The sequence below is a fragment of the Prosthecobacter sp. genome (assembly GCF_049294395.1).
In the GTDB taxonomy this organism is placed as follows: domain Bacteria; phylum Verrucomicrobiota; class Verrucomicrobiia; order Verrucomicrobiales; family Verrucomicrobiaceae; genus Prosthecobacter.
In genome coordinates this window covers 1-22,284 of sequence record NZ_JBAQCR010000386.1, presented here as the reverse complement: position 1 = coordinate 22,284, position 22,284 = coordinate 1, and the positions used below count along the sequence as shown (strand labels likewise).

18 protein-coding genes are annotated in these 22,284 nt (G+C 60.1%); 13 read left to right on the top strand and 5 right to left on the bottom strand.

What is annotated here, in order from left to right; genetic code table 11:
* From WAW39_RS25930 to ppsA, 6 genes are all read left to right on the top strand, one after another.
* A partial coding sequence (locus WAW39_RS25930; RefSeq protein WP_422316529.1) for a response regulator transcription factor occupies positions 1–188 on the top strand: 188 nt, incomplete at its 5' end.
* Positions 189–202: 14 nt separating this feature from the next.
* A complete protein-coding gene (locus tag WAW39_RS25925) occupies positions 203–922 on the top strand; it encodes a L,D-transpeptidase (protein WP_422322060.1) in 720 nt (239 codons plus the stop codon).
* Between the two features lie 197 nt (positions 923–1,119).
* Positions 1,120–1,635, top strand: coding sequence for an Hsp20/alpha crystallin family protein (locus WAW39_RS25920; protein WP_422322059.1), 516 nt, complete (start codon positions 1,120–1,122; stop codon positions 1,633–1,635).
* A gap of 75 nt (positions 1,636–1,710) precedes the next feature.
* Positions 1,711–2,406, top strand: a complete 696-nt coding sequence (locus tag WAW39_RS25915) for an SRPBCC family protein (protein ID WP_422322058.1) — start codon at positions 1,711–1,713, stop codon at positions 2,404–2,406.
* Positions 2,407–2,417: 11 nt separating this feature from the next.
* The gene (locus WAW39_RS25910) at positions 2,418–2,786 is read left to right on the top strand and encodes a hypothetical protein (RefSeq protein ID WP_422322057.1); all 369 of its coding nucleotides are present in this window, start codon (positions 2,418–2,420) and stop codon (positions 2,784–2,786) included.
* 126 nt (positions 2,787–2,912) lie between these two features.
* Entirely contained in the window at positions 2,913–5,327 is a 2,415-nt protein-coding gene (gene ppsA / locus WAW39_RS25905; protein WP_422322056.1) for a phosphoenolpyruvate synthase, read from the top strand.
* Between the two features lie 47 nt (positions 5,328–5,374).
* Here ppsA and otsB read toward each other — a convergent pair whose 3' ends face one another.
* Together otsB and WAW39_RS25895 are read right to left on the bottom strand one after the other, a co-directional pair.
* Positions 5,375–6,172: a trehalose-phosphatase gene (gene otsB / locus WAW39_RS25900; protein ID WP_422322055.1), complete on the bottom strand. Its 798-nt coding sequence runs from the start codon at positions 6,170–6,172 to the stop codon at positions 5,375–5,377.
* 4 nt (positions 6,173–6,176) lie between these two features.
* Complete coding sequence (locus tag WAW39_RS25895) at positions 6,177–7,679, bottom strand: alpha,alpha-trehalose-phosphate synthase (UDP-forming) (protein WP_422322054.1); 1,503 nt, start codon at positions 7,677–7,679, stop codon at positions 6,177–6,179.
* Between the two features lie 103 nt (positions 7,680–7,782).
* Between WAW39_RS25895 and WAW39_RS25890 the strand changes: the two genes are divergently transcribed.
* Positions 7,783–9,402 (top strand): trehalase family glycosidase, encoded by a 1,620-nt coding sequence (locus WAW39_RS25890; protein WP_422322053.1) that lies wholly within the window; start codon positions 7,783–7,785, stop codon positions 9,400–9,402.
* A 341-nt stretch (positions 9,403–9,743) separates the two neighbouring features.
* Positions 9,744–10,856, top strand: coding sequence for a hybrid sensor histidine kinase/response regulator (locus tag WAW39_RS25885; protein ID WP_422322052.1), 1,113 nt, complete (start codon positions 9,744–9,746; stop codon positions 10,854–10,856).
* A gap of 12 nt (positions 10,857–10,868) precedes the next feature.
* Here WAW39_RS25885 and WAW39_RS25880 read toward each other — a convergent pair whose 3' ends face one another.
* From WAW39_RS25880 to WAW39_RS25870, 3 genes are read right to left on the bottom strand one after another with little or no spacing between them, the layout of a single operon-like run.
* Positions 10,869–11,129: a DUF5985 family protein gene (locus WAW39_RS25880; protein WP_422322051.1), complete on the bottom strand. Its 261-nt coding sequence runs from the start codon at positions 11,127–11,129 to the stop codon at positions 10,869–10,871.
* A gap of 2 nt (positions 11,130–11,131) precedes the next feature.
* The gene (locus tag WAW39_RS25875; protein WP_422322050.1) at positions 11,132–11,392 is read right to left on the bottom strand and encodes a DUF5985 family protein; all 261 of its coding nucleotides are present in this window, start codon (positions 11,390–11,392) and stop codon (positions 11,132–11,134) included.
* Positions 11,389–12,102, bottom strand: coding sequence for a hypothetical protein (locus WAW39_RS25870; protein WP_422322049.1), 714 nt, complete (start codon positions 12,100–12,102; stop codon positions 11,389–11,391). The genes WAW39_RS25875 and WAW39_RS25870 overlap by 4 nt, the downstream gene beginning before the upstream one ends.
* Before the next feature lie 55 nt (positions 12,103–12,157).
* Here WAW39_RS25870 and WAW39_RS25865 point away from each other — a divergent pair, with 55 nt between their 5' ends.
* From WAW39_RS25865 to WAW39_RS25845, 5 genes are all read left to right on the top strand, one after another.
* Positions 12,158–19,168: a HAMP domain-containing protein gene (locus WAW39_RS25865; protein ID WP_422322048.1), complete on the top strand. Its 7,011-nt coding sequence runs from the start codon at positions 12,158–12,160 to the stop codon at positions 19,166–19,168.
* An 11-nt stretch (positions 19,169–19,179) separates the two neighbouring features.
* Positions 19,180–20,868, top strand: a complete 1,689-nt coding sequence (locus WAW39_RS25860; RefSeq protein ID WP_422322047.1) for a response regulator — start codon at positions 19,180–19,182, stop codon at positions 20,866–20,868.
* An 86-nt stretch (positions 20,869–20,954) separates the two neighbouring features.
* Positions 20,955–21,197 carry a hypothetical protein gene (locus WAW39_RS25855; RefSeq protein WP_422322046.1) on the top strand — a complete coding sequence of 81 codons (243 nt, stop codon included), beginning with the start codon at positions 20,955–20,957 and terminating at the stop codon, positions 21,195–21,197.
* 199 nt (positions 21,198–21,396) lie between these two features.
* Positions 21,397–21,954, top strand: coding sequence for an HD domain-containing protein (locus WAW39_RS25850; RefSeq protein WP_422322045.1), 558 nt, complete (start codon positions 21,397–21,399; stop codon positions 21,952–21,954).
* Between the two features lie 84 nt (positions 21,955–22,038).
* The gene (locus WAW39_RS25845; protein WP_422322044.1) at positions 22,039–22,206 is read left to right on the top strand and encodes a DUF1328 domain-containing protein; all 168 of its coding nucleotides are present in this window, start codon (positions 22,039–22,041) and stop codon (positions 22,204–22,206) included.
* Positions 22,207–22,284: the final 78 nt, after the last annotated feature.

Genomic DNA, 22,284 nt, shown 5'->3' with positions numbered 1-22,284 from the left:
CCGACCGCGAACTCGAAATCCTCCGCCTCACCGGCCAGGGCAAGGACAACCGCGCCATCGCCCAGGAACTCCACATCAGCCTCAAAACCGTGGACACTCATCGCGGCCACATCAAGGAAAAGCTCGGCCTCAAAAACGGCACCGAACTCATCCACTACGCCGTCCGCTGGGTGGGGGAGCAGGTATGAAGCTTCCTCCTCCCATGTCTTTATTGACCCGCTTTACCCTCATCATCTGCCTGGCATGCCAGGTCTGGCTGGGCCAGACCACACTGCGGGCCGAAGCGCCGCTGGAAGCCGTGACTTTCGCTTTGGTGCCCGATGTCATTTACGTGCCCCTCAATGAAGCAGCGGATCAGTTGCACTGGAAGGTGCAGCGTGATGAGATTGGCCGCTGTGTTCGTCTTCACGACGTTGCCGTGCCCGCCGGTTCATTGCGCCAGCTCATCGATGGCACGGAGCTCATCCGCACCAGTGATCTCGAACTGGCAGGCGCGAGAGTCTTCATCCGTGAGGAAGACGGCCGCATCGTGGTCGGGTGGGGCTTTCACCGCTTCACCCTCATCGTCAGCCCCAAGCAGGTGGAAGTCAGCCTGGCCAAACAGCAGCTCCGTGCCTGGCAGGGCAGCCGCCTGGTGCTGCAAACCCACATCAGCTCCGGCCGCAATGGTCGCACTCCGGCCGGTAACTTTACCGCAGGCCCTTTCCGTCAGCGGATGCATTATTCCAAGCTTTTCAACAACGCGCCCATGCCATGGAGCGTGCAGATCTACGGCAACGTCTTCATCCACGGCTTCACCTCCGTGCCAAATTACCCAGCTTCCCATGGCTGCATCCGCGTCCCCTTGGACGGCGGCAATCCCGCCAAATTCTTCTACGAGTGGGTGGACAACGGCAGCCCCGTGCGCGTGGTGCGGAACTGATGCGGGCATTCTGCCACCAAGCCGGGATCGCCTCAGCCATTGGCTGAGATGCGTCGGGAGAGTCTCCCCATTGCCCATGCCTGCGCACATTTTAGCATCGGCGCATGAGAACTGGAAACTTTCAGCAGGAGACACCAGCCGCCGGGAACATCCGCCATCTGAGACAGGAAATTTTAAGTGAAATTTCCGGTGGTTGCATGCCCGCACACTCCAGGCAGCTCCGGCCGGTTTTGTCCGACGGTGAAGATTCAGACGGAGGAAACTGCCACACGTCCCGCGATCTGAATCTGACCAGTCTCGCCCGTCGGGTCGGCTCACTTTTCAAGCACCGCTGGCTGACGGACCTTGGCAGCCCGCGTAAACTGCATTCGCAACCGGCTTTAAACCCGGCCTGTGACTTCCTGGAGTGTCCGCATGAATACATGGTCACAGCGCAGTTGGCAGATGTCGGGCACGATCAAGTCATCGCGATGGTGAACGGCGATGTGCTGACCATCTCCGCTGAGCTCACCAGCGAATTTGAGGAGCACAACAAGGAGAAGCATTATCACCGCCTCACGAGCCAGCACAGCAGCTTTTTGCTGAACTTCACCCTGCCGGAGGATGTGGTCAGCGAGGCGGCGAGCATGGAGTTCAAGGGGGATCTTCTGATCGTCCATCTGCCCAGGCGTGAAAAACCTCGATCCCGCATGACCGACGTCGAAGCACGCTAGCGCCGCATGGCGGCCTTTCCTCACGCGCCAGGCCGCCGTCCCTCAGCAATCCCACTTATGAGCCAACCATCAGCCATGAAAACCAAGCGTTATCGCCAGGAGCGCAGACACTGCGGCCACGCCACCCGGCGGCATTCCCTGTTACCACGAGTCAAGGTCGGCAAACAGAAACGGATGCCACCGCCCCCTAAGCAGCAGCTGGATGCTGGCACTGAGCCTTCCTCATTGGAAATCGTGTGCGAAGATGCGGTGCTTTCTGGAGACAGACTGAACCTCATCCTCAGCACGATCAGCGATGAAGAAGGATCTTATCTGGTCATGTCCATCGAGGTGCCTGTTCCGTTCACTGCAGCCTATGATGCCTGGATCAGGTTTGATGAGTTTCCCCATTTCATGCGGGGGACTGAACTGCCCGAGTCTCATGATGGCAGCCGCATGACCTGGCGCATCCGGACTACGCTCGACCAGTTTGCGTGGCAGGCGAAAGTTTGCGAGCAGGTGCCCTTTGACCGCATCGCCTGGAAGAGCGTTCAGGGCACACCTCACCCCGGCTTTGGTGCTGTATGCTTTGAGCCGATCAGCCACCTCCGCACCTGGATCATGGTGCAAGTCGGCTTCGACTTGAGCGGCGTGTACCGATGGCTTGGCGATCCCATGCCTTCGCTCAGCCGCTCCCTGGAGCATAGCATGAAACGTTTTCAGGACTGCATGGCCCAAACCGTGCACGCAGTGGAAACTCAAGAAACAGACCTCGCAAGAACTGAGAGCTGATCTCGCCCCCCATGAAACAAGCCCTCCAGGTTTTCGCCATTCGTGCGGCAGTTTCTGATGCAGAGCGTCAGCCGCCCTACCGCAACTTTCTCATCATCGCCCCTGAGCCCGTCGCATGCGGCTCGGCTGCCCTTTCGCCCGATGACAGGGTGAAGGCTCTGGCACACCACCTCAACCACGATGGCTATGCCTATGTGGCGCGCTCCAGCCAGACGGAGATGGAGGACGATTCAGAAGGCGTCCGTTATCTGCCGCTCCATGAAGTTCTGCCCTCATTTGCGGTGATGACAGCCGTGATCGTGATTGCTGACGCAGCATGGGCGGCACGCGCAGCGGCTGCGTATCCCGGGGCTGACATCTTTCTGCTGAAGCTGTCCTGAACATGGGCGCACCCACCTGCTGGGAGGAAACAGCTTGAACCCGGCTCGTTCGCGAGGGCCACATGATCGGCCCAGTGTTCGCCAATGCTGGCCGAGCAAGTCTGCCAAGACGTGAAAGTTTATACCATGACCACATCACCTCGTTTCATCCGTTGGTTCGCCGACATCTCGATTGGCGACATTCCACTCGTCGGCGGCAAGAATGCCTCACTGGGCGAAATGTTCCATGAACTCAGCTCACAGGGCGTGAAGGTGCCGGATGGCTTCGCCGTCACCGCAGAAGGCTACCGTCATTTCCTGCGCAGCACGGGGCTGGAGGTGCGCATTCAGGAGATTCTCAGCGGATTGAACACCGCCGACATGGACAACCTCCAGCAACGCGGCAGCGAGGTGCGCCAGGCCATCCTCGCCACGGCGCTCCCCTCTGATCTGGCAGATGAAATTCTGGCGGCTTATCTGGGTCTCAGCGGCCCCGGCAAGCTGCCGCTGGATGTCGCTGTGCGCAGCAGCGCCACTGCGGAGGATCTGCCGGATGCCAGCTTTGCAGGTCAGCAGGAGACTTACCTCAATGTGCAGGGGAACGCCTCGCTGCTGGAGCACTGCCGACGTTCGTTTGCCTCGCTGTTTACCGATCGCGCCATCTCCTATCGCGTGGATCAGGGCTTTGAGCACACCGCCATTGCTCTTTCCATCGGCGTGCAGCGCATGGTGCGGTCTGACCTTGGCTCTGCGGGCGTCATGTTCACCATCGACACCGAGACCGGCTTCCGCGACGCTGTGCTCATCAATGCCGCTTATGGTCTGGGCGAGAACGTCGTGCTCGGCTCCGTGAATCCAGACGAATACTACGTCTTCAAGCCCACCTTGAAACAGGGCTTCCGGCCCGTTTTACAGAAGCGTGTAGGATCCAAGGAGTTCAAGCTCATCTATGACAACGGTGGCAGCCGCATGGTCAAAAACGTGCCCGTCTCCCCCGGAGACCGTGCACGCTTTGCACTCAGCGATGAGGACATCCTTCAGCTCGCCCGCTGGGCCTGCATCATTGAAGATCACTACTCCGCCAAACGCGGCCAGCCGACGCCGATGGACATCGAGTGGGCGAAGGATGGCCGCACCGGCGAGCTGTTCATCGTTCAAGCCCGGCCTGAAACCGTGCAGGCGCAGAAAGACCGCGACGTCATCCAGACCTTCAAGCTAAAGCAGCATGGCAAAGTCCTCATCACCGGCCGCAGCGTCGGTGAGAAGATTGCATCCGGCCCCGTGCGCGTGGTGAAAAGCGTCGAGTATCTGCGTGAGTTCCGTGAAGGCGACATCCTCGTGGCCGACAAGACCGACCCCGACTGGGAACCGGTGATGAAGAAGGCCGCCGCCATCGTCACCAATCGCGGCGGCCGCACCTGTCATGCCGCCATCGTCAGCCGGGAACTCGGCGTGCCTGCCATCGTCGGCACCGAACACGGCACCGAAGTCCTCAAGGAAGGCCAGGTCGTCACCATCTCCTGCGCCGAGGGAGATACCGGCACCGTCTATGAAGGCAATCTCCCCTTCGAGGTGCAGCAAACCAACATCAAAGACCTCCAGCGCCCGCGCACCAAGGTGATGATGAACCTCGCCAATCCCGAGGAAGCCTTCGCGCTTTCATTCCTCCCAAACGATGGCGTCGGCCTCGCCCGCATGGAGTTCATCATCAACACCTACATCAAAGTCCATCCGCTCGCGCTGCTGGACTTTGACAAGCTCGCAGACCAGGCGGCCAAAGCGGAAATCGAAAAACTCACCAGCAGCTACACGGACAAGCCGCAGTACTTTGTTGATCGCCTCGCACAGGGCGTCGCCATGCTCGCAGCAGCGTTTTATCCGAAGGATGTCATCCTCCGCCTCAGCGACTTCAAGTCCAACGAGTACGCCAACCTCATCGGCGGCAAAGCCTATGAGCCGGTGGAGGAGAATCCCATGATCGGCTTCCGTGGCGCCTCCCGCTACTACCATCCGCGCTATCAGGCGGGCTTCGCCCTCGAATGCCAGGCGGTGCGGCGTGTGCGTGAGGACATGGGCCTGACCAATCTCAAAGTGATGATCCCCTTCTGCCGTACCATCGACGAAGGCCTGCGCGTGCAGGCCGAGATGGAAAAGCACGGTCTCAAGCGCGGCGTGAACGGCTTGGAAATCTACGTCATGTGCGAGATCCCCAGCAACGTCATCCTCGCCGCCGAATTCGCCGAAATCTTTGACGGCTTCAGCATCGGCTCCAACGATCTCACACAGCTCATCCTCGGCGTGGATCGCGACAGCGAGATCGTCGCGCCCATCTTCAACGAACGGAACCCCGCCGTGAAAAACATGATCGCCCAGGTCATCAAAGTCTGCCGTGAAAAGCACCGCAAGATCGGCATCTGCGGCCAGGCTCCGAGCGACTATCCCGAGTTTGCCCAGTTCCTCGTCGAGCAGGGAATCGACAGCATCTCACTGAACCCCGACACCGTGCTAAAAACCAGCCTCGCCATTTTGGAAAAGGAGTTGGCGCTGGCCAGTGTTCCATGATCGTGGCGGCATGCCGCACAGACAGGAGGACGCAAAGTGGTTTTTTCTCACCGCAGCACTCGGGCTGCGGCTCTGACCTCAGCCATCCATACCAGCAGGGCGGCACAGTCCTGCACATCACGCACCCAGAGCCGCGCGGCCACGCTTTCATCCTCTCCCACAAAGAAAGTCCACCCATCCGGCAGTTCGCGGAAAGCATCACCGTCCGTGATGTCATCGCCCAGGAAAGCGGTGGCGCCTGCGGGCACTTGCTGGTGTTGCATGAACTGCCGCAGCGCCGTGCCCTTGTCCCAGTCTACCACCGGGCGGATTTCCCAGATGCACTTGGCAGGTTTGACGATCAGATGCTTATTCTCACTCACCGCATGCCTAACAAGCCGCTCAATCTCCGCATGACGGCTGTGCTCCGCGAGCCGATAGTGCACGGAGAGCGTCAGCCCTTTGTCCTCGATCCACACACCTTGAATCGGGTTGAGCAAAGACGTCAGCCCATTCTGCACTTCACACATGGCAGGCAGGCTTTCCAGCACACCGGGAGCCAGAGTGACTGAGCCCCCCTGCCCTGTCATCTCCAGCCCGTGGTTGCCCGCATACAGCGCGCCCGGCAGACCAATTCGTTGTTGCAAGTCTGCCAGTGATCGGCCGGAGATGAAGGCCAGCGTGACTCCAGTCATGGCGATCAGTCTCTGCAGCACCTCCCGTGTGGACGCCGGAAGACGTGCGTCATCCGCATGTGCCACGATGGGGGCCAGCGTGCCGTCGAAGTCACAGCCGATCAGAATTCGCGGACTCATCAGCAGCCAGTACTGCAAAGCGCTGCGTTGTTCAGTCCAGTGCGGTTTCATGGTTTCAAGGAGCCTCGGGGATGTCCAGCTTCATGAGCCGGGAGAGGATGCTTCCCGCCCAGCGATAGACATTGTTATACGCCACCTTTTCCCGCATGGCCTTCATTCGCCACTCCCGCTCCTCCGGCTCCATCGTCAGCGCCTGGTGAATGGCCTGCGCTGTTTCTTCGATCGCAAAAGGGTTCACCCCCAGCGCGGTGTCCAGCTCGCGGGAGGCGCCGGTAAAGCGGCTCAGGATGAGCACCCCGTCATTGTCATCACGGCTGGCGGCAAATTCCTTCGCCACGAGGTTCATGCCATCGTGCAGCGAGTTCACGATGAAAAACCGGCACAGCCGGTGCAGGGCCGCCATGTCCACCGGGCCATGCTGCTGCTTCAGAAACACCACCGGCTGCCAGCCCATGCGACCCCAGCGCCAGTTCAGGTGGTCCACCAGTCCCTCGATCTCATCCTCCACGGCCTGATATTCCGGCAGGTGCGACCGGCTGGGCGCGGCGATCTGCACAAACGTAAATTTTCCCCGCCATTCGGGATGTGCCTCAATGAAGCAGTCCAGCGCGCGCAGCCGCTCCGGGATGCCTTTGGTATAGTCCAGTCGCTCGATGCCCACTCCCAGCAGGCGGTCTCCCAGCCTCAGCTTGCGCCGCCACTTCTCCATGGCGGCCTGCACCTCCGCGCTGGTGCTGAGCGCCGTCGCTGCCTCAAAGTCGATGCTGATCGGAAACGGGCGCACACGCGTGACGTGGCCGCCACGCGTGATCTGCCAGCTCTCGCGGTCCAACATCGCTTCCAGAGAGCGGTCCACCGTCTCGAAGAAATTTTGGCAATGGTTTTGAATATGGAAGCCCAGCAAGTCATTGCCCAGCAGGCCTTCCACAAGTTCCTGCGACCACGGGCACGCGCGAAACATCTCAGGATTCGGCCAGGGAATGTGCCAGAACTGGGCCACGATGAGCTTCTCATGCCCCATCTCTTTCAGCATGTGGGGCAGCAGGCAGAAGTGGTAGTCCTGAATGAAGATGATGGCAGGCTCCTTCCCCGCCTCCTCGATCACGGCCCTGGCAAACAAGCGGTTCACCTCCTGATAGCTCTCCCAGTTGGCTTTTCGAAACACCGGGCGCTTGAAGGCGATGTGGCAGAGCGGCCACAGCCCTTCGTTGGCAAAGCCATAGTAGTAGCCCTCCTCCTGCTCCGGCGTCAGCCACACACGGCGCAGCTTGTAGCTGGGATTCCCAGGCGGCACGGCCTGGCAGTCGTGCTCATCCACCGTGTCACGGTCCGCATTGCCCGCACCATGGGCGATCCACGTTCCCTTCGTGGCAGCCAAAATGGGCCTCAGGGCCGTTGCCAGACCGCCGGTCGTCTCGATGCATTCCAGATCACCTCCCTCCCCATAGCGGTGCATATGCGGTTCACGATTGGAGACGACGATGAACTTCACCCCGCCGAGCCGGGTCTCAATCAGTTCACTCAGCAGCTCCCGGGTCCATGTGCGACTGGAAATCATAGTGCTGACCGGATGACCCGGTGGTATTTCGGTTGAATGTCACATCCCATTTCCGCGTGTGAATCGATATGTCTCACACAGTCAATCGTCCTCCCGCTGACAAATGGTGGTAGAAAACTACAAACCGCCCCTCTCTGTGATCAAGGAAGAACCCATATTTCCATCCACAGCCGACATCGCCCGGCTCGTCCACCATATCCAGTCAGAGTGGCACGGTCTCAGTCGCGGGCTGCGTCAGGTCACGGAGGCCCTGAGCGATGTCAAACTCGGCGAGGACAGCACCCACTCCAGTCCGGTGTACATCTCGGCTTCAGAAGATCTCCCGCGTGTGCAGCGCATCTTTGAAAAATCATCCACCACCGGCAAGACGACCACCGTGCGGCTCAAGGTGCTGCCATCAGACCCCGCCCGTATCGAGGAGCATGGGCTGCTCTTTCTGCCGGGGCGCTATGTGGTGCCCGGCGGCCGTTTCAATGAGATGTACGGCTGGGACAGCTACTTCATCGCTCTCGGCCTGCTGCGGCAGGGGCGCGTGCCCATGGCCCGGGCCATTGCCGACCAGTGCCTCTATCAGGTGGAGCATTATGGCACCGTCCTCACGGCCAACCGCACCTACTACCTCACCCGCTCTCATCCGCCTTTTCTCGGTCGCCTGGTGCTGGCCGTTTACCGTGCCTCGGGTGACATCACCTGGCTGCGCCGTGCCCTGCCACTGCTCGAAAAATTCTACTACTACTGGACTGTGCCGCCGCACCATGTGTCCGGCATCAATCTGTCCCGCTACTATGACTTTGCTCAAGGACCGGCACCGGAAGTGGTACGGGGGGAGGTCGACGAAAACGGCCACAATCACTATGAACGCCTGCGCATGAACCTCGCCGCAGGCGGCGAGTATGTGCAGGATGCCAGCAGCTTCCTTGATCCGGAAACCGGCGCGCTGACGCCCCACGCCTACCATGCCGACCGCAGCATGCGCGAGTCCGGCTTTGATGTCAGCGGCCGCTTTGGCTTCGCCAATCTGGATGTGCTCGACATCCTCCCCGTCTGCCTCAATACGCTGCTCTGGAAGCTTGAGCTCGACATCGCCAAAATCCGCGAGTTTCTCGATGCCACCGCCACGCTCGACGTCTGGCTGGATCGCGCCCGGCAGCGCGCGGCGATCATGAACGCTCACTTTTGGGACGAAGAGGCCGGCATGTTCTTTGACTACGACGGGCGCGCAGTTAAGCGCCGCGCCTATCCCTTTGCCACCACCTTCTGGCCCATGTGGGCGGGTCTGGCCTCACGAGAGCAGGCCGCACGCATCGTCTCGCGCCTCCCGGAGTTTGAGGCTCGCGGTGGCCTTCTCACCAGCCTGCACCTCAGCGGCTGCCAGTGGGACAAGCCCTTTGGCTGGGCACCCCTGAACTACCTCGCCGTCATGGGCCTGCACCGCTATGGCTACCGCCATGAGGCGCGCCGCATCGCACGACGCTTTGTGACGTTGGTGATCAATGAGTTCCGCCGCACCGGACTGTTGTTTGAAAAATACGATGTGGAGAATATGACCAGTGATGTGCAGGGCAAGATCATATTCGGCTATCCCACCAACGAACCCGGCTTTGGCTGGACCAATGCCTGCACAATGGAGCTCCTCGATTACCTGGGCTGTCTCGGCGACCTCGACGTGGAGCAGACCTTCACCTCCAGGATCCAGCTGCCACCACGCACGACCGCCGCTTGAAGCTGCAACCGGCCGGGTACGCGAAATGAGTCGGCAGCTGTGACGCAGCCCTGTTTAATAAATAGGCACAACCATAAAGCATGGCAAAGACGAATTTCCGCCAAGCTCCACCCAAGAATCATGGAAAAAATTCTGAAAGCCTTCCTCAGCCCCTGCTGCGCGCCGCATTTCTTTTCCCGCTGCATTCAGGGCACTGACACGCGAGATGCTGGCAGCTGCGCGCCTCGCGGCATGAACCTTCATTCATGAAGCATGCAGGCAGAGCAATGTCATTCGTTGAACATGACGAAAATAATTTGAACAATCATCTCCTCAGCATCATCGACTAAGGCTAACACTTCATGACTATACCGGACAAAGTAACGATCCTCATTGTTGATGACCAGGAGGAGAATCTCCGGGGCATTGGAAACGTCCTCACCATGATGTCCTATGACATCACCCTTGCCCGTAATGCGGAGCAGGCCTTCCAGCAGCTTTTCTCATGCACCCCTGACCTCATCCTGCTGGATGTCATGATGCCGGATATCGACGGTCTCACCACCTGCCGCCAGATTAAATCCAACGCCAGCTGGGCAGACATCCCCGTCATCTTCCTCTCGGCGGATGATGATAAAAACGTCATCGTGCAGGCGCTCGAGGCAGGCGGCGTGGATTACGTCACCAAGCCCTTCAACATGGCGGAGCTGCTCTCCCGTGTTCGTACCCAGCTGGCACTCAAGCGCGCCAAAGACCAGCTCCGCGCACTTGTTGAGGACAAGGATGAAATCATCGGCATCCTTGCCCATGACCTGAAGAACAGCCTCGCCGGCATGAAGCTCAGCGCCAGCCTGCTGCAGTCCCGGCTCTCCGAGCTCCCCCCCCGCTGCACGCCGCTGGTGGAGAACATCGTGAACGCCAGCGAACGCATGCTCTCATTCATGCAGGAGTTCCTGGCCAATCAATGCGCGGAGCAGCTTCAGTTGAAAAACACCTCCGTGAACTTGTGCACCGTGGTGACAAAAATCGCCTCCAGCCACCAGCCGGCGGCGAATGCCAAAAAAATCGTTCTGACCACCCACACGCCCACGGCAGAGGTGTTTGTCAATGCAGACACCGAGGGTCTGACCCAGGCTTTGGAAAACCTCGTCTCCAACGCCATCAAGTTTTCCTCCGAAGGCGGCATGGTGGAGGTCACCGTTCACGAGCCGATGGCAGGCATGGCCAAGTGCCATGTGCGCGACACCGGTCCCGGCTTCACCGCTGAGGACCGCACCAAAATGTTCCGCCGCTACGGACGCCTCAGCGCACAGCCCACGGGAGATGAACCCTCCACCGGACTCGGCCTCTCCATCGTGAAGCGTTTGGTGGACAAAATGGGCGGCACCGTCATCCTCGCTGAAAACGAATCCCCCGGAGCGGAGTTCATCATCACGCTGCCCCTGGCGGCAAATTCGAAGACACTCGCCGCCTGATCCAGAGCAGTTTCAGGAACGGCGGTTCTTGTCCACCACGGCGGCAATGATGGTGACGAATGCGGCGAGGCGAATGAGATAGACGTACGGAGCCCATTCGGTGTCCACCGCCATGACGGCACGCACAATCCGCTCCACCATCAGGATCGTGAATGCAGAGGCGAAGTAGAGGAACAGCCTGTCTCGTGTCCTTTTCCAGAACCGGATAAAAAACCACGAGATGACCAGCAGGCTGATGGTGGCGGCACCGTTGAAGAATTGGTTCAGCATCATGGCTAGTCAGATTCAAAGATGAGTCCGTATAAAAGAACGAGCAGCGCCACCTGCGTGACGAAGTTCCGCCACGGCAAAATGTACACATCTGGAAACACCACAAGATCCAGGATGAGTAGGCCATTGGAAACCGCCAGGATCGCAAAACACAGCGAACTCCAGTACAGCAGCCGCTGGCGGCTGCGACGGTAGCCCCGCCACAACAGCACCGCTGCACCAAGACTGGTGAAAGCACACAAGAGGTAGATGATCGAACCTATCATGACTTTTGATCGTTGTTTTTGATTTTGAACGCGTCAGCGAAACTCTGGGCGGCGGTTGTATCGCGACGATAGATGGCCTCAATGACTCGAACTGGCCGGGTACGGTAAATGTTTCCGAGCTCTCTCATCTGGGAAATCAGGCTGGCCTCTGCCGTGCACCGATAGCAGACGGCCGGTTCTGCCATCTTTTCCAGCAGACCGTTCCTCACCATTTCATCGAGCCACCGTTCCACGGATTGAGGCGTGCTCAAAATGGTGTCGTAAACCTTCTGGACCGTCCATGCAGTGTTCGCTTCACGACTAAGCAGAATCAGAATCTCCAGCTGTTCGACCGAGCGGACATGACGGGAGATGAAACTGCGAATAGAAGGTGGGAGTTCCTGTTCGAACACGAGAGCGGACAAATTCCAAAAATATAAAGTCCTGCCACACCGCTGTTTGGCGGCTGACCGTTTGGAAGCAATCGCGGCGGGAGATTCTGGCGGATGTATCAAATTTGTGTCGGCGACACGAAATCGTCCTCCCACCCCGGATTGGTTGGCAAAAATAGTTTCTGATACACCGATCAGGACACATCCTGATGGTCGATGAGGTGCGATAGGCCAAAGATCGCTTTTTGCCATGAGAACAATTTCATCTCGCTCCCCTGCTGGTTCCACCGCCCCACCCGCGCCGAGGAAACGGGCCGCTGAAAAGAAAAATACCAGCACGAATGGCAGTGGAAATGGCAGCGGAGAGTCCTGGGAGCTTGAGCTTCTGGCCGCCATGCTGGCCTTTCGCAAGGGGGACTTCACCACTCGTTTGCCTGAGGGCTGGACAGGCGTGCGTGGCAAGATCGCCGATGCCTTCAACGACGTGCTCGGCATGAGCGAACGCCGTGCGGGCGAGGCGGCCCGCGTGTCCCGCGTGGTGGGCAAGGAAGGACGCCTTCGCCAGCGCATCGTCATCACCGGCATGGTAGGCGGCTGGGCGGATGAAGTGCAGGCGCTCAATACGCTGATGGACGACCTGGTTCGTCCGACGACGGAAGTCACGCGCACCATCGGTGCCGTGGCCAAGGGTGATCTCGGGCAGTCCATGGCCATCGAGGTTGATGGCCGCCCCCTGGAGGGCGAGTTCCTGCATTCCGCCAAGCTGGTGAACCGCATGATCGACCAGCTATCCGTGTTCACCTCGGAAGTGACACGTGTGGCACGCGAAGTGGGCACCGAAGGCAAGCTCGGCGGACAGGCCCAGGTGAAGGGCGTCTCCGGTGTTTGGAAGGATCTGACCGAATCCGTGAACCAGATGGCGGGCAACCTCACCGCCCAGGTGCGTAACATCGTGGACGTGACCATCGCGGTCGCCGCCGGTGACTTGTCGAAAAAGATCACGGTGGACGTGCGCGGTGAAATTCTTCAGCTCAAGGAGGCCATCAACACCATGGTGGACCAGCTCCGTTCCTTTGCCTCTGAAGTGACGCGCGTGGCGCGTGAAGTGGGCACCGAAGGTCGTCTCGGCGGTCAGGCTGTGGTGCCCGGCGTGGCCGGCACCTGGAAGGATCTCACCGACTCCGTGAACTCCATGGCCTCCAACCTCACCGCCCAGGTGCGTAACATCGCCGCCGTGACGACGGCCGTGGCTCGTGGTGACCTTTCCCGCAAGATCACCGTGGACGTGAAAGGCGAAATTCTCGAACTCAAGGAAACCATCAACACCATGGTGGACCAGCTCAACGCCTTCTCCTCCGAAGTGACGCGCGTCGCGCGTGAAGTGGGCACGGAAGGCAAGCTCGGCGGTCAGGCCGAAGTGTCCGGTGTCGCCGGCACCTGGAAGGATCTCACCGACTCCGTGAACGCGATGGCCTCCAACCTCACCGGCCAGGTGCGCAACATCGCTGACGTAACCACCGCCGTGGCCCGTGGCGACTTGTCACGCAAGATCACGGTGGACGTGAAGGGAGAAATTCTGGAACTTAAAAACACCATCAACACCATGGTGGACCAGTTGAACGGTTTCGCCTCCGAAGTCACGCGCGTGGCACGTGAAGTCGGCACAGAAGGCAAGCTTGGCGGCCAGGCCATCGTACCCGGGGTGGGGGGCACTTGGAAGGATTTGACGGACAACGTGAACTCCATGGCGTCCAACCTCACCGGCCAGGTGCGCAACATCGCCGACGTGGCCACCGCCATCGCCAAAGGCGACCTTTCGTCCAAGATCACCGTGGAAGTGAAGGGAGAAATCCTGGAACTGAAGAACACGATCAACACAATGGTGGACCAGCTCAACGCCTTCGCCTCCGAAGTGAGCCGCGTGGCGCGCGAAGTGGGCACCGAAGGCAAGCTCGGCGGCCAGGCGCAGGTGCAAGGTGTGGCGGGAACGTGGAAAGATCTCACCGACAACGTGAACTTCATGGCCAACAACCTGACCGACCAGGTGCGCAACATTGCGGACGTGGCCACGGCCATTGCCAGCGGTGACCTGTCCCGTAAAATCACGGTGGACGTGAAAGGTGAAATTCTCGAACTGAAGAACACCCTCAACACGATGGTGGACCGCCTGAACGCCTTCGCCTCCGAAGTGAGCCGCGTGGCTCGTGAAGTGGGCACGGAGGGCAAGCTCGGTGGCCAGGCGGAAGTGGGCGGGGTCGCTGGCACGTGGAAGGACTTGACCAACAACGTGAACTCCATGGCCTCCAACCTCACCGGCCAGGTACGCAACATCGCCGAAGTGGCTACCGCTGTGGCCAATGGGGACTTGTCCAAGAAAATCACCGTGGACGTGAAGGGGGAAATTCTCGAACTGAAGAACACCCTCAACACCATGGTCGATCAGCTCAACGGCTTCGCCTCCGAAGTGAGCCGCGTCGCGCGCGAAGTGGGCACCGACGGCAAGCTCGGCGGTCAGGCCCAGGTGCGCGGTGTGGCGGGCACGTGGAAGGATCTCACCGACAACGTGAACTCCATGGCCTCCAACCTCACCGGTCAGGTGCGCAACATCGCGGACGTGGCCACCGCCATCGCGAAGGGCGACTTGTCACGCAAGATCACCGTGGACGTGAAGGGTGAAATTCTGCAGCTCAAGGAAACCATGAACACCATGGTGGACCAGCTCAATGCCTTCGCCTCTGAAGTGAGCCGCGTGGCACGCGAAGTGGGCACCGAAGGCAAGCTCGGCGGTCAGGCCCAGGTGCCGGATGTGGGGGGCACTTGGAAGGATTTGACTGACAACGTCAACTCCATGGCCAACAGCCTCACGGCGCAGGTGCGTAACATCGCCGAAGTGACCACGGCGGTGGCACGCGGTGACTTGTCGCGCAAAATCACGGTGGATGTGCAGGGGGAGATTTTGGAGCTGAAAGACACGATCAACACGCTGGTGGACCAGCTCAACGCCTTCGCTTCCGAAGTGAGCCGCGTGGCCCGTGAAGTGGGCACGGAGGGCAAGCTCGGCGGTCAGGCCCAGGTCTCCGGTGTGGCGGGAACGTGGAAGGATCTCACCGACAACGTGAACTCCATGGCCTCCAACCTCACCTCCCAGGTGCGTAACATCGCGGAAGTGACCATTGCCGTGGCCAACGGGGACTTGTCCAAGCAGATCACGGTGGACGTGCGCGGTGAAATTCTCGAACTCAAGGAAACCATCAACACGATGGTGGAGCAGCTCCGCTCCTTCGCCTCCGAAGTGACGCGCGTGGCGCGTGAAGTGGGCACGGAAGGCAAGCTCGGCGGTCAGGCCCAGGTGCCGGGTGTGGCGGGAACGTGGAAGGGTCTCACCGACAATGTGAACTCCATGGCCTCCAATCTCACCGGTCAGGTTCGCAACATCGCCGACGTGGCCACCGCCATCGCGAAAGGCGACCTTTCCCGCAAGATCACGGTGGACGTGAAGGGGGAAATTCTTGAGCTGAAAAACACCGTCAACACGATGGTCGATCAGCTCAACGGCTTCGCCTCCGAAGTGAGCCGCGTGGCCCGCGAAGTGGGCACGGAAGGCAAGCTCGGCGGTCAGGCCCAGGTGTCCGGTGTGGCGGGCACGTGGAAGGATCTCACCGACAACGTGAACTCCATGGCCTCCAACCTCACCGGTCAGGTTCGCAACATCGCAGAAGTGACCATCGCCGTGGCCAACGGTGACCTTTCCCGCAAGATCACCGTGGACGTGCGCGGTGAAATTCTTCAGCTCAAGGAAACCATCAACACCATGGTGGAACAGCTCCGTTCCTTCGCCTCGGAAGTGACGCGCGTGGCCCGCGAAGTCGGCACCGAAGGCCGTCTCGGCGTGCAGGCCGTGGTGCCCGGTGTGGCGGGCACATGGAAGGATTTGACCGACTCCGTGAACGCCATGGGCACCAACCTCACAGACCAGGTGCGAAACATCGCCGAAGTAACCACCGCCGTGGCTCGTGGTGACCTTTCCCGCAAGATAACGGTCGACGTGAAGGGGGAAATTCTCGAACTCAAAAACACCATCAACACGATGGTCGATCAGCTCAACGCCTTCTCCTCCGAAGTGACGCGTGTGGCGCGTGAAGTCGGCACCGAAGGCAAGCTCGGCGGTCAGGCCGTGGTGCCCGGCGTGGCTGGCACATGGAAGGATTTGACCGATTCTGTGAACGTGATGGCCGCCAATCTCACCGATCAGGTGCGCGGCATCGTGAAGGTCGTGACCGCCGTGGCCAACGGCAACCTCCGCCAGCGCCTCTCCGTGCAGGCAAAAGGTGAAGTGGCGGCGCTCGCTGAAACCATCAACAACATGACCGACACCCTTGCGACCTTTGCCGATCAGGTGACGAACGTCGCGCGTGAAGTGGGCGTGGAAGGCCGTCTCGGTGGCCAGGCCAACGTGCCAGGTGCCGCTGGTACTTGGAAGGATCTTACCGGTAACGTGAACCTCCTCGCCGCCAACCTCACCACTCAGGTGCGCGCCATCGCTGAAGTCGCCACCGCCGTGACGAAGGGCGACTTGACCCGCTCCATCCAAGTGGAGACACGCGGTGAGGTGGCCGAACTGAAGGACAACATCAACACGATGATCGACAACCTCCGCGTCACCACGGAGCGCAACAAGGAGCAGGACTGGCTCAAGACCAACCTCGCGAAGTTCACCCGCATGCTCCAGGGCCAGCGCGATCTTTACACCGTCGGCCAGATGCTCCTCTCCGAACTCGCGCCGCTGGTCGATTCACAGCAGGGCACGGTCTATCAGCTCACCTCCGGCGATGATGAAAATCCACGCCTGCAACGCCTCGCCGCCTACGCGAATGAAAAGGATCTGCCAGACCAGATTGAACTCGGCGACGGCCTCGTCGGCCAGTGCGCGCGGGAAAAGCAGCGCGTGCTCCTGACCGACGTGCCGAAGGATTACACGCCCATCCATTCCTCACTCGGCAGAACACGGCCCGCCAATGTGGTGGTGCTGCCGGTGCTGTATGAAGGCCAGACCAAGGCGGTCATCGAACTCGCGGCCATGCACCCCTTCACCGACGGCCATCTCAACTTCCTCGAACAGCTCACGCAGTCCATCGGCGTCGTGCTCAACACCATTGAGGCGACGATGCGCACGGAAGGCCTCCTGCAGCAGAGCCAGCAGCTCACGGCTGAATTGCAGTCAGGCCAGAAGGAGCTGCAGCAGACAAACGAAGAGCTGGAGCAGAAGGCTCAGGAACTCGCCGACCAAAACGCCGAGGTGGAGCGCAAGAACAAGGAGATCGAGCAGGCACGCCGCGCGCTGGAAGAAAAGGCTGCGGAGCTGGCGCTGACCTCGAAGTACAAATCCGAGTTCCTTGCCAACATGTCGCACGAACTGCGCACACCGCTCAATTCCATCCTCATTCTCGGCCAGCAGCTTGGCGAAAATTCCGTGGGAAATTTGAATCCGAAACAGGTCGAATTCGCCCGCAACATTCACTCCGCCGGCTCCGACCTGCTCAATCTGATCAACGACATTCTCGACCTCTCGAAGATCGAGTCGGGCACGGTCTCGGTGGATGCCGAGGAGATCAGCTTCAACTCCCTGCGGGATTCCGTGGAGCGCAGCTTCCGCCACATTGCGGAAAGCAAAAACCTGCCCTTCATCATGGAGTTCGACTCCAATCTGCCCTTCGCCTTCACCAGCGACTCCAAGCGTCTCCAGCAGATCATCAAGAACCTGCTGTCCAATGCCTTCAAGTTCACGGCTGCCGGGCAGGTGCGCATGAATGTGAAACTGGCCGAAGGCGGCTGGAGTCCCGACCATCCCAATCTCAACCGGGCGGGAGCCGTCATCGCGATTTCGATCACCGACACCGGCATCGGCATCGCCCCCGAAAAACAGCGCCTTATCTTCGAGGCCTTCCAGCAGGCGGATGCCGGCACCTCCCGCAAGTATGGCGGCACCGGTCTCGGTCTCGCCATCTCGCGTGAGCTGGCATCTCTGCTCGGCGGTGAAATCCGGCTCGCCAGCACGCCCAATGAAGGCAGTACCTTCACCCTCTTCCTGCCACTGGTCTATTTCGGCCCTTCCAACTCATTGCCCAATCCAGTCAGCGAAGGAAAAAGCAATCCCCGCCCCTCCATCGCTCTGCCAGTGGCCATTCCCCGCGACGAACGTATCGAGGACGACCGCGCCAACGTGGAGGTCGGAGATCTCGCGGCTCTCATCGTCGAGGACGATCCCCACTACGCTCGTGTGCTCCTCGGGCTGGCGCGTGACAAGGGCTTCAAAGGTCTCGTCGCCACGCGCGGTCATGAGGCGCTGACGCTCGCGCGTCAGTATCACCCCACGGCGATCACCCTCGACATCTTCCTCCCCGACATGCTCGGCTGGACGGTGCTGAACAATCTCAAGCTCTCCCCCGAAACCCGCCACATCCCCGTGCAGATCATCACCCTGGAGGAGGAGCGCAGCCATGGCCTGTCACGCGGTGCCTTCTCCTACCTGGTGAAACCGGCGACCACGGAAGATTTGGAAAGCGCCTTCGACAAAATCAAAACCTTCGTCGCTCCACGCACCAAGCGTCTACTCGTCGTCGAAGACAACGACACCGAGCGGCAGAGCATCGTCGAACTGCTCGGTCACGACGACATTGAGATCAAAACTGTGGCAACGGGTGAGGAAGCCTTCACCACGTTGCTCGACCGCCACTTTGACTGCTGCGTTCTTGATCTGCGCCTGCCTGACATGACCGGCTTTGATCTGCTGGACCGCATCCATGAAGAACCCAGCCTGAGAGATGTGCCTGTCGTGGTCTTCACTGGCAAGGACCTCTCCAGTGCGGAAGAATCCCGTCTGCGCACCATGGCCAAGAGCATCGTGCTCAAGGACGTGAAGTCGCCCGAGCGCCTGCTGGATGAAACCGCCCTCTTCCTGCACCGCGTGCTGGCAGACCTCCCGGAAAGCAAGCGGCAGATGCTGGAAAGCCTGCACGGCACCAACGAGGTGCTGCGCGGACGCAAAGTCCTGATCGTGGACGATGACGCCCGCAACATCTTCGCCCTCTCAACGGTGCTGGAAAACCAGGACATGGAAATCCTCAGCGCCACCAACGGGCGCCAGGCCATCGAGCTGATCCAGGCCACTGATGACCTCGCCATGGTGCTGATGGACATCATGATGCCGGAGATGGATGGCTACGAAACGATGCGGGAGATCCGCAAACAACCGGAGTTTCGCAACCTTCCGATCCTTGCACTGACCGCGAAGGCGATGAAAGGCGACCGTGAAAAATGTCTGGAAGCCGGAGCGAGCGATTACATTGCCAAGCCGGTCAACACCGACCAGTTGCTCTCATTGCTCCGCGTCTGGCTGCATCGCTGAAAGCCGCCGCCATGCCCATTGACACCTCCACTCACAAAGTACCGCTGCGGGACAAACCCACGGTGCTCGTCGTTGACGACGACAGCAAGAACCTCCTGGCGATCGAGAGTGTTCTCAATGGCGCCAGCTACAGGCTGATCAAAGCACAGACCGGAGCCGAGGCGCTGATGGCCCTGATGAACGGAGATTTCGCAGCCATCGTCCTGGACGTGCAGATGCCTGACATGAGCGGGATCGAACTGGCAAAGATGATCAAGGAACGCAAACGCACCCAGCACATCCCCATCATCTTTCTCACCGCTCACTACCGCGAGGATGAACACGCCGTGATCGGCTATGATGTCGGTGCGGTCGATTACCTCACCAAGCCGATCAATCCCGCCGTGCTGCGCTCCAAGGTGAACGTCTTTGTCGACCTCTTCGGCAAGACCCGCGCTCTCGCCGATATGAACAGCACGCGGCAGGCGGCGGAGGAGGCCCTCCGCATCGCCAACATGGAGCTGGCCGCACGCAATGAAGCGCTGGAGCGGGAGGCCGAGGAACGCGAACGCCGCATCCGTGCAGAATCCGCGCAGGCCGAGGCCGAGGAGGCAAACGCCGCCAAGGACCGTTTCCTGGCGATGCTGTCGCATGAATTGCGCACCCCGCTTTCACCCATCGTCCATGCAGTCACCCTGCTGGAGGAGATCGAATGCCCACCCGCCGTCCGCGAACACATCGACACCATTCAGCGCAATGTGCGGCTGGAGGCTCGGCTGATTGACGACCTGCTCGATCTCGCGCGCATCCGCAATGGCAAGCTGCGTCTTGAACTCCACCCGGTGGATGTTCACGAGGCGCTGCGCCAGGCGATCAAAACCTGCCAGCCGGACCTTTCCACACGACGGATTCGAGTGATGGAAAAGCTGGAGGCCCCCGACCCGCATGTGCGTGGAGATTTCGCCCGGTTGCAGCAGGTCTTCTGGAATCTGCTGACCAATGCCGCAAAGTTCAGCCCCGAGGACAGCACCATCGAAGTGAGCACCTATGTCACCGAACCGGGAGGCCGCATCAGCGTCCAGATCGCTGACCAGGGCATTGGCATCGTGCCCGACAAGCTGGACCGCATCTTTGATGCTTTTGAGCAGGGTGCGCTGCACACTCAGGCGGGCCTCGGTCTCGGGCTGGCCATCTGCAAGGCTCTGGTGGAAATGCACAGCGGTGTCATCGCTGCGCACAGCGACGGCCCCAATTGCGGCTCCAAGTTCACCGTCCGTCTCCCCTCCTCAACGCCTTCAGATCAGCCCAACGGAGAATCAAAGCATCCGCTCTCGCCCCCTGAAGGCCTGCGCTTGCTGGTCGTCGAAGATCATCCTGACACGCTGGGCACGCTGACACGGTTGCTGACCCGGCGCGGCTACATCGTCCGCACCGCGGCCTCCCTCGCCGAGAGCCTCGAAGTCGCGCGCGGGTACGAATTCGACCTGCTCATTTCGGACATCGGACTGCCTGACGGGCGTGGCACCGAGTTGCTGGAGCAGTTCTTCGCCCTCTACGGCTGGCGTCCGCCTGCCATTGCAATGAGCGGCTTTGGCATGGACGATGATGTCGAACGCAGTCAGCAGGCGGGCTTTTCTGAGCACCTCACCAAGCCGGTCGAGTTCTCCGCTTTGCAGGAGGCCATCTCCAGGCTGGCCTCCCGCCAGCCTGATAAAGGCTAGTTCGGGACATCTCGTGGACGGGAACCCGTACAGCCGCAGCGCTCGTTGCGGGCGATTAGTCTATGAACCCTCAACTAGCCAACACCATGAACAATCCATCCCTTCCCACGCTGGACGATCCCGAAAATCTTTCCGAAAAGGCAGCTCGTGTCTGGGAAAGTGCCACTGCAGGTGAGACGGCAGGAGCGGCAGACCGGGCTTTGGGAAGAACCAAAGAAAAAGCCACCGAAGTTTTGCAGTCCGGCGAACGCCTCTTGCGTGAACATCCAGGCACTTCGGCACTGGGCGTGTTCGGCGCAGGAATGCTCGTGGGAGCACTCGTCGCCTGATCCATAGCGCACGAACAGCGGGACGACACAGCAGACCGCATTCACCGGCTTCTCAACCGCCTGGCACGCAAGCTGAACCTCGACTGACCGTCGCCAGTTCCTCCAGCTTGCAACGACCTGCTCTAAGACAAAAAACAGGCGGTGTTGATCAGCCCACATCCGGATTCCAGGGCAGGCACGATTACATGGCATGAATGTCATGGCTTCCTTTTTCTACGACCAGTTGCACGAGCAGCAGGCTGACATCGCAGCCGCCATCTCCCAGCCCCTCTGGCAAAAAGCCGCCGCATTTGCAGCCCATGCCCATGCAGGCGAAGTGCCTCCCAATGAAGTCCCGCCTTCGTTCGCCCAGGCCACACGCGTGGCTGTCACGCTCACGGCGGTCTATCATTGTCAGGAACCTCCCGTGCTAGCCACCGCGCTGCTGCACAATGTACTGGAGAAAACCGATGTCTCGCTGGAAGAAATTGAAAGCCAGTTTGGCCGCCTCATCGCATCCCGGGTGGAGCGTTTAAGCCGTGCCCCAGACTTGGACGAAGGCGTTCATCTCAAGCGTCTGCAAGCCTGCGACTGGCAGACTCGCCTCGTCAAACTGGCGGACGCCGCAGCTCATCTCGATGACGACGACGAGGCCTTGGAGGAGCGCATTCATAAAACCATGCCGGTGCTGGACCTGGCCTTTGGTAATGAGCAGCCCGTGCTGCGGGCCCAGCGTCACCTGCTGACGCTCATCGAAAACGCACGGCTGGCCGCTTAGTCACCACATACCTGTCAGCGGGGCCAGATGGATACGTCCGCCCATGCCGTCACACGCGAACCATAAGCAACAGAAAGTCATATTATGTTATCCTATACTCTCACATTTCTCATCATCGCGCTCATTGCTGGGGCGCTTGGATTCGGCGGCGTCGCTGGAACGGCGGCATCGATCGCTCACGTTTGCTTCGTGGTTTTTCTTGTGCTGTTTTTGATCTCGTTCATTTCAGGCCGCCGTCCGCCTGTCGTGTGAATCCTGTCAATGAGCCGGGCGCTCCAATTCGAACGGCAGTGATGAACCCGCTTCCTCCCTATGTCTCAGTGCAATCCC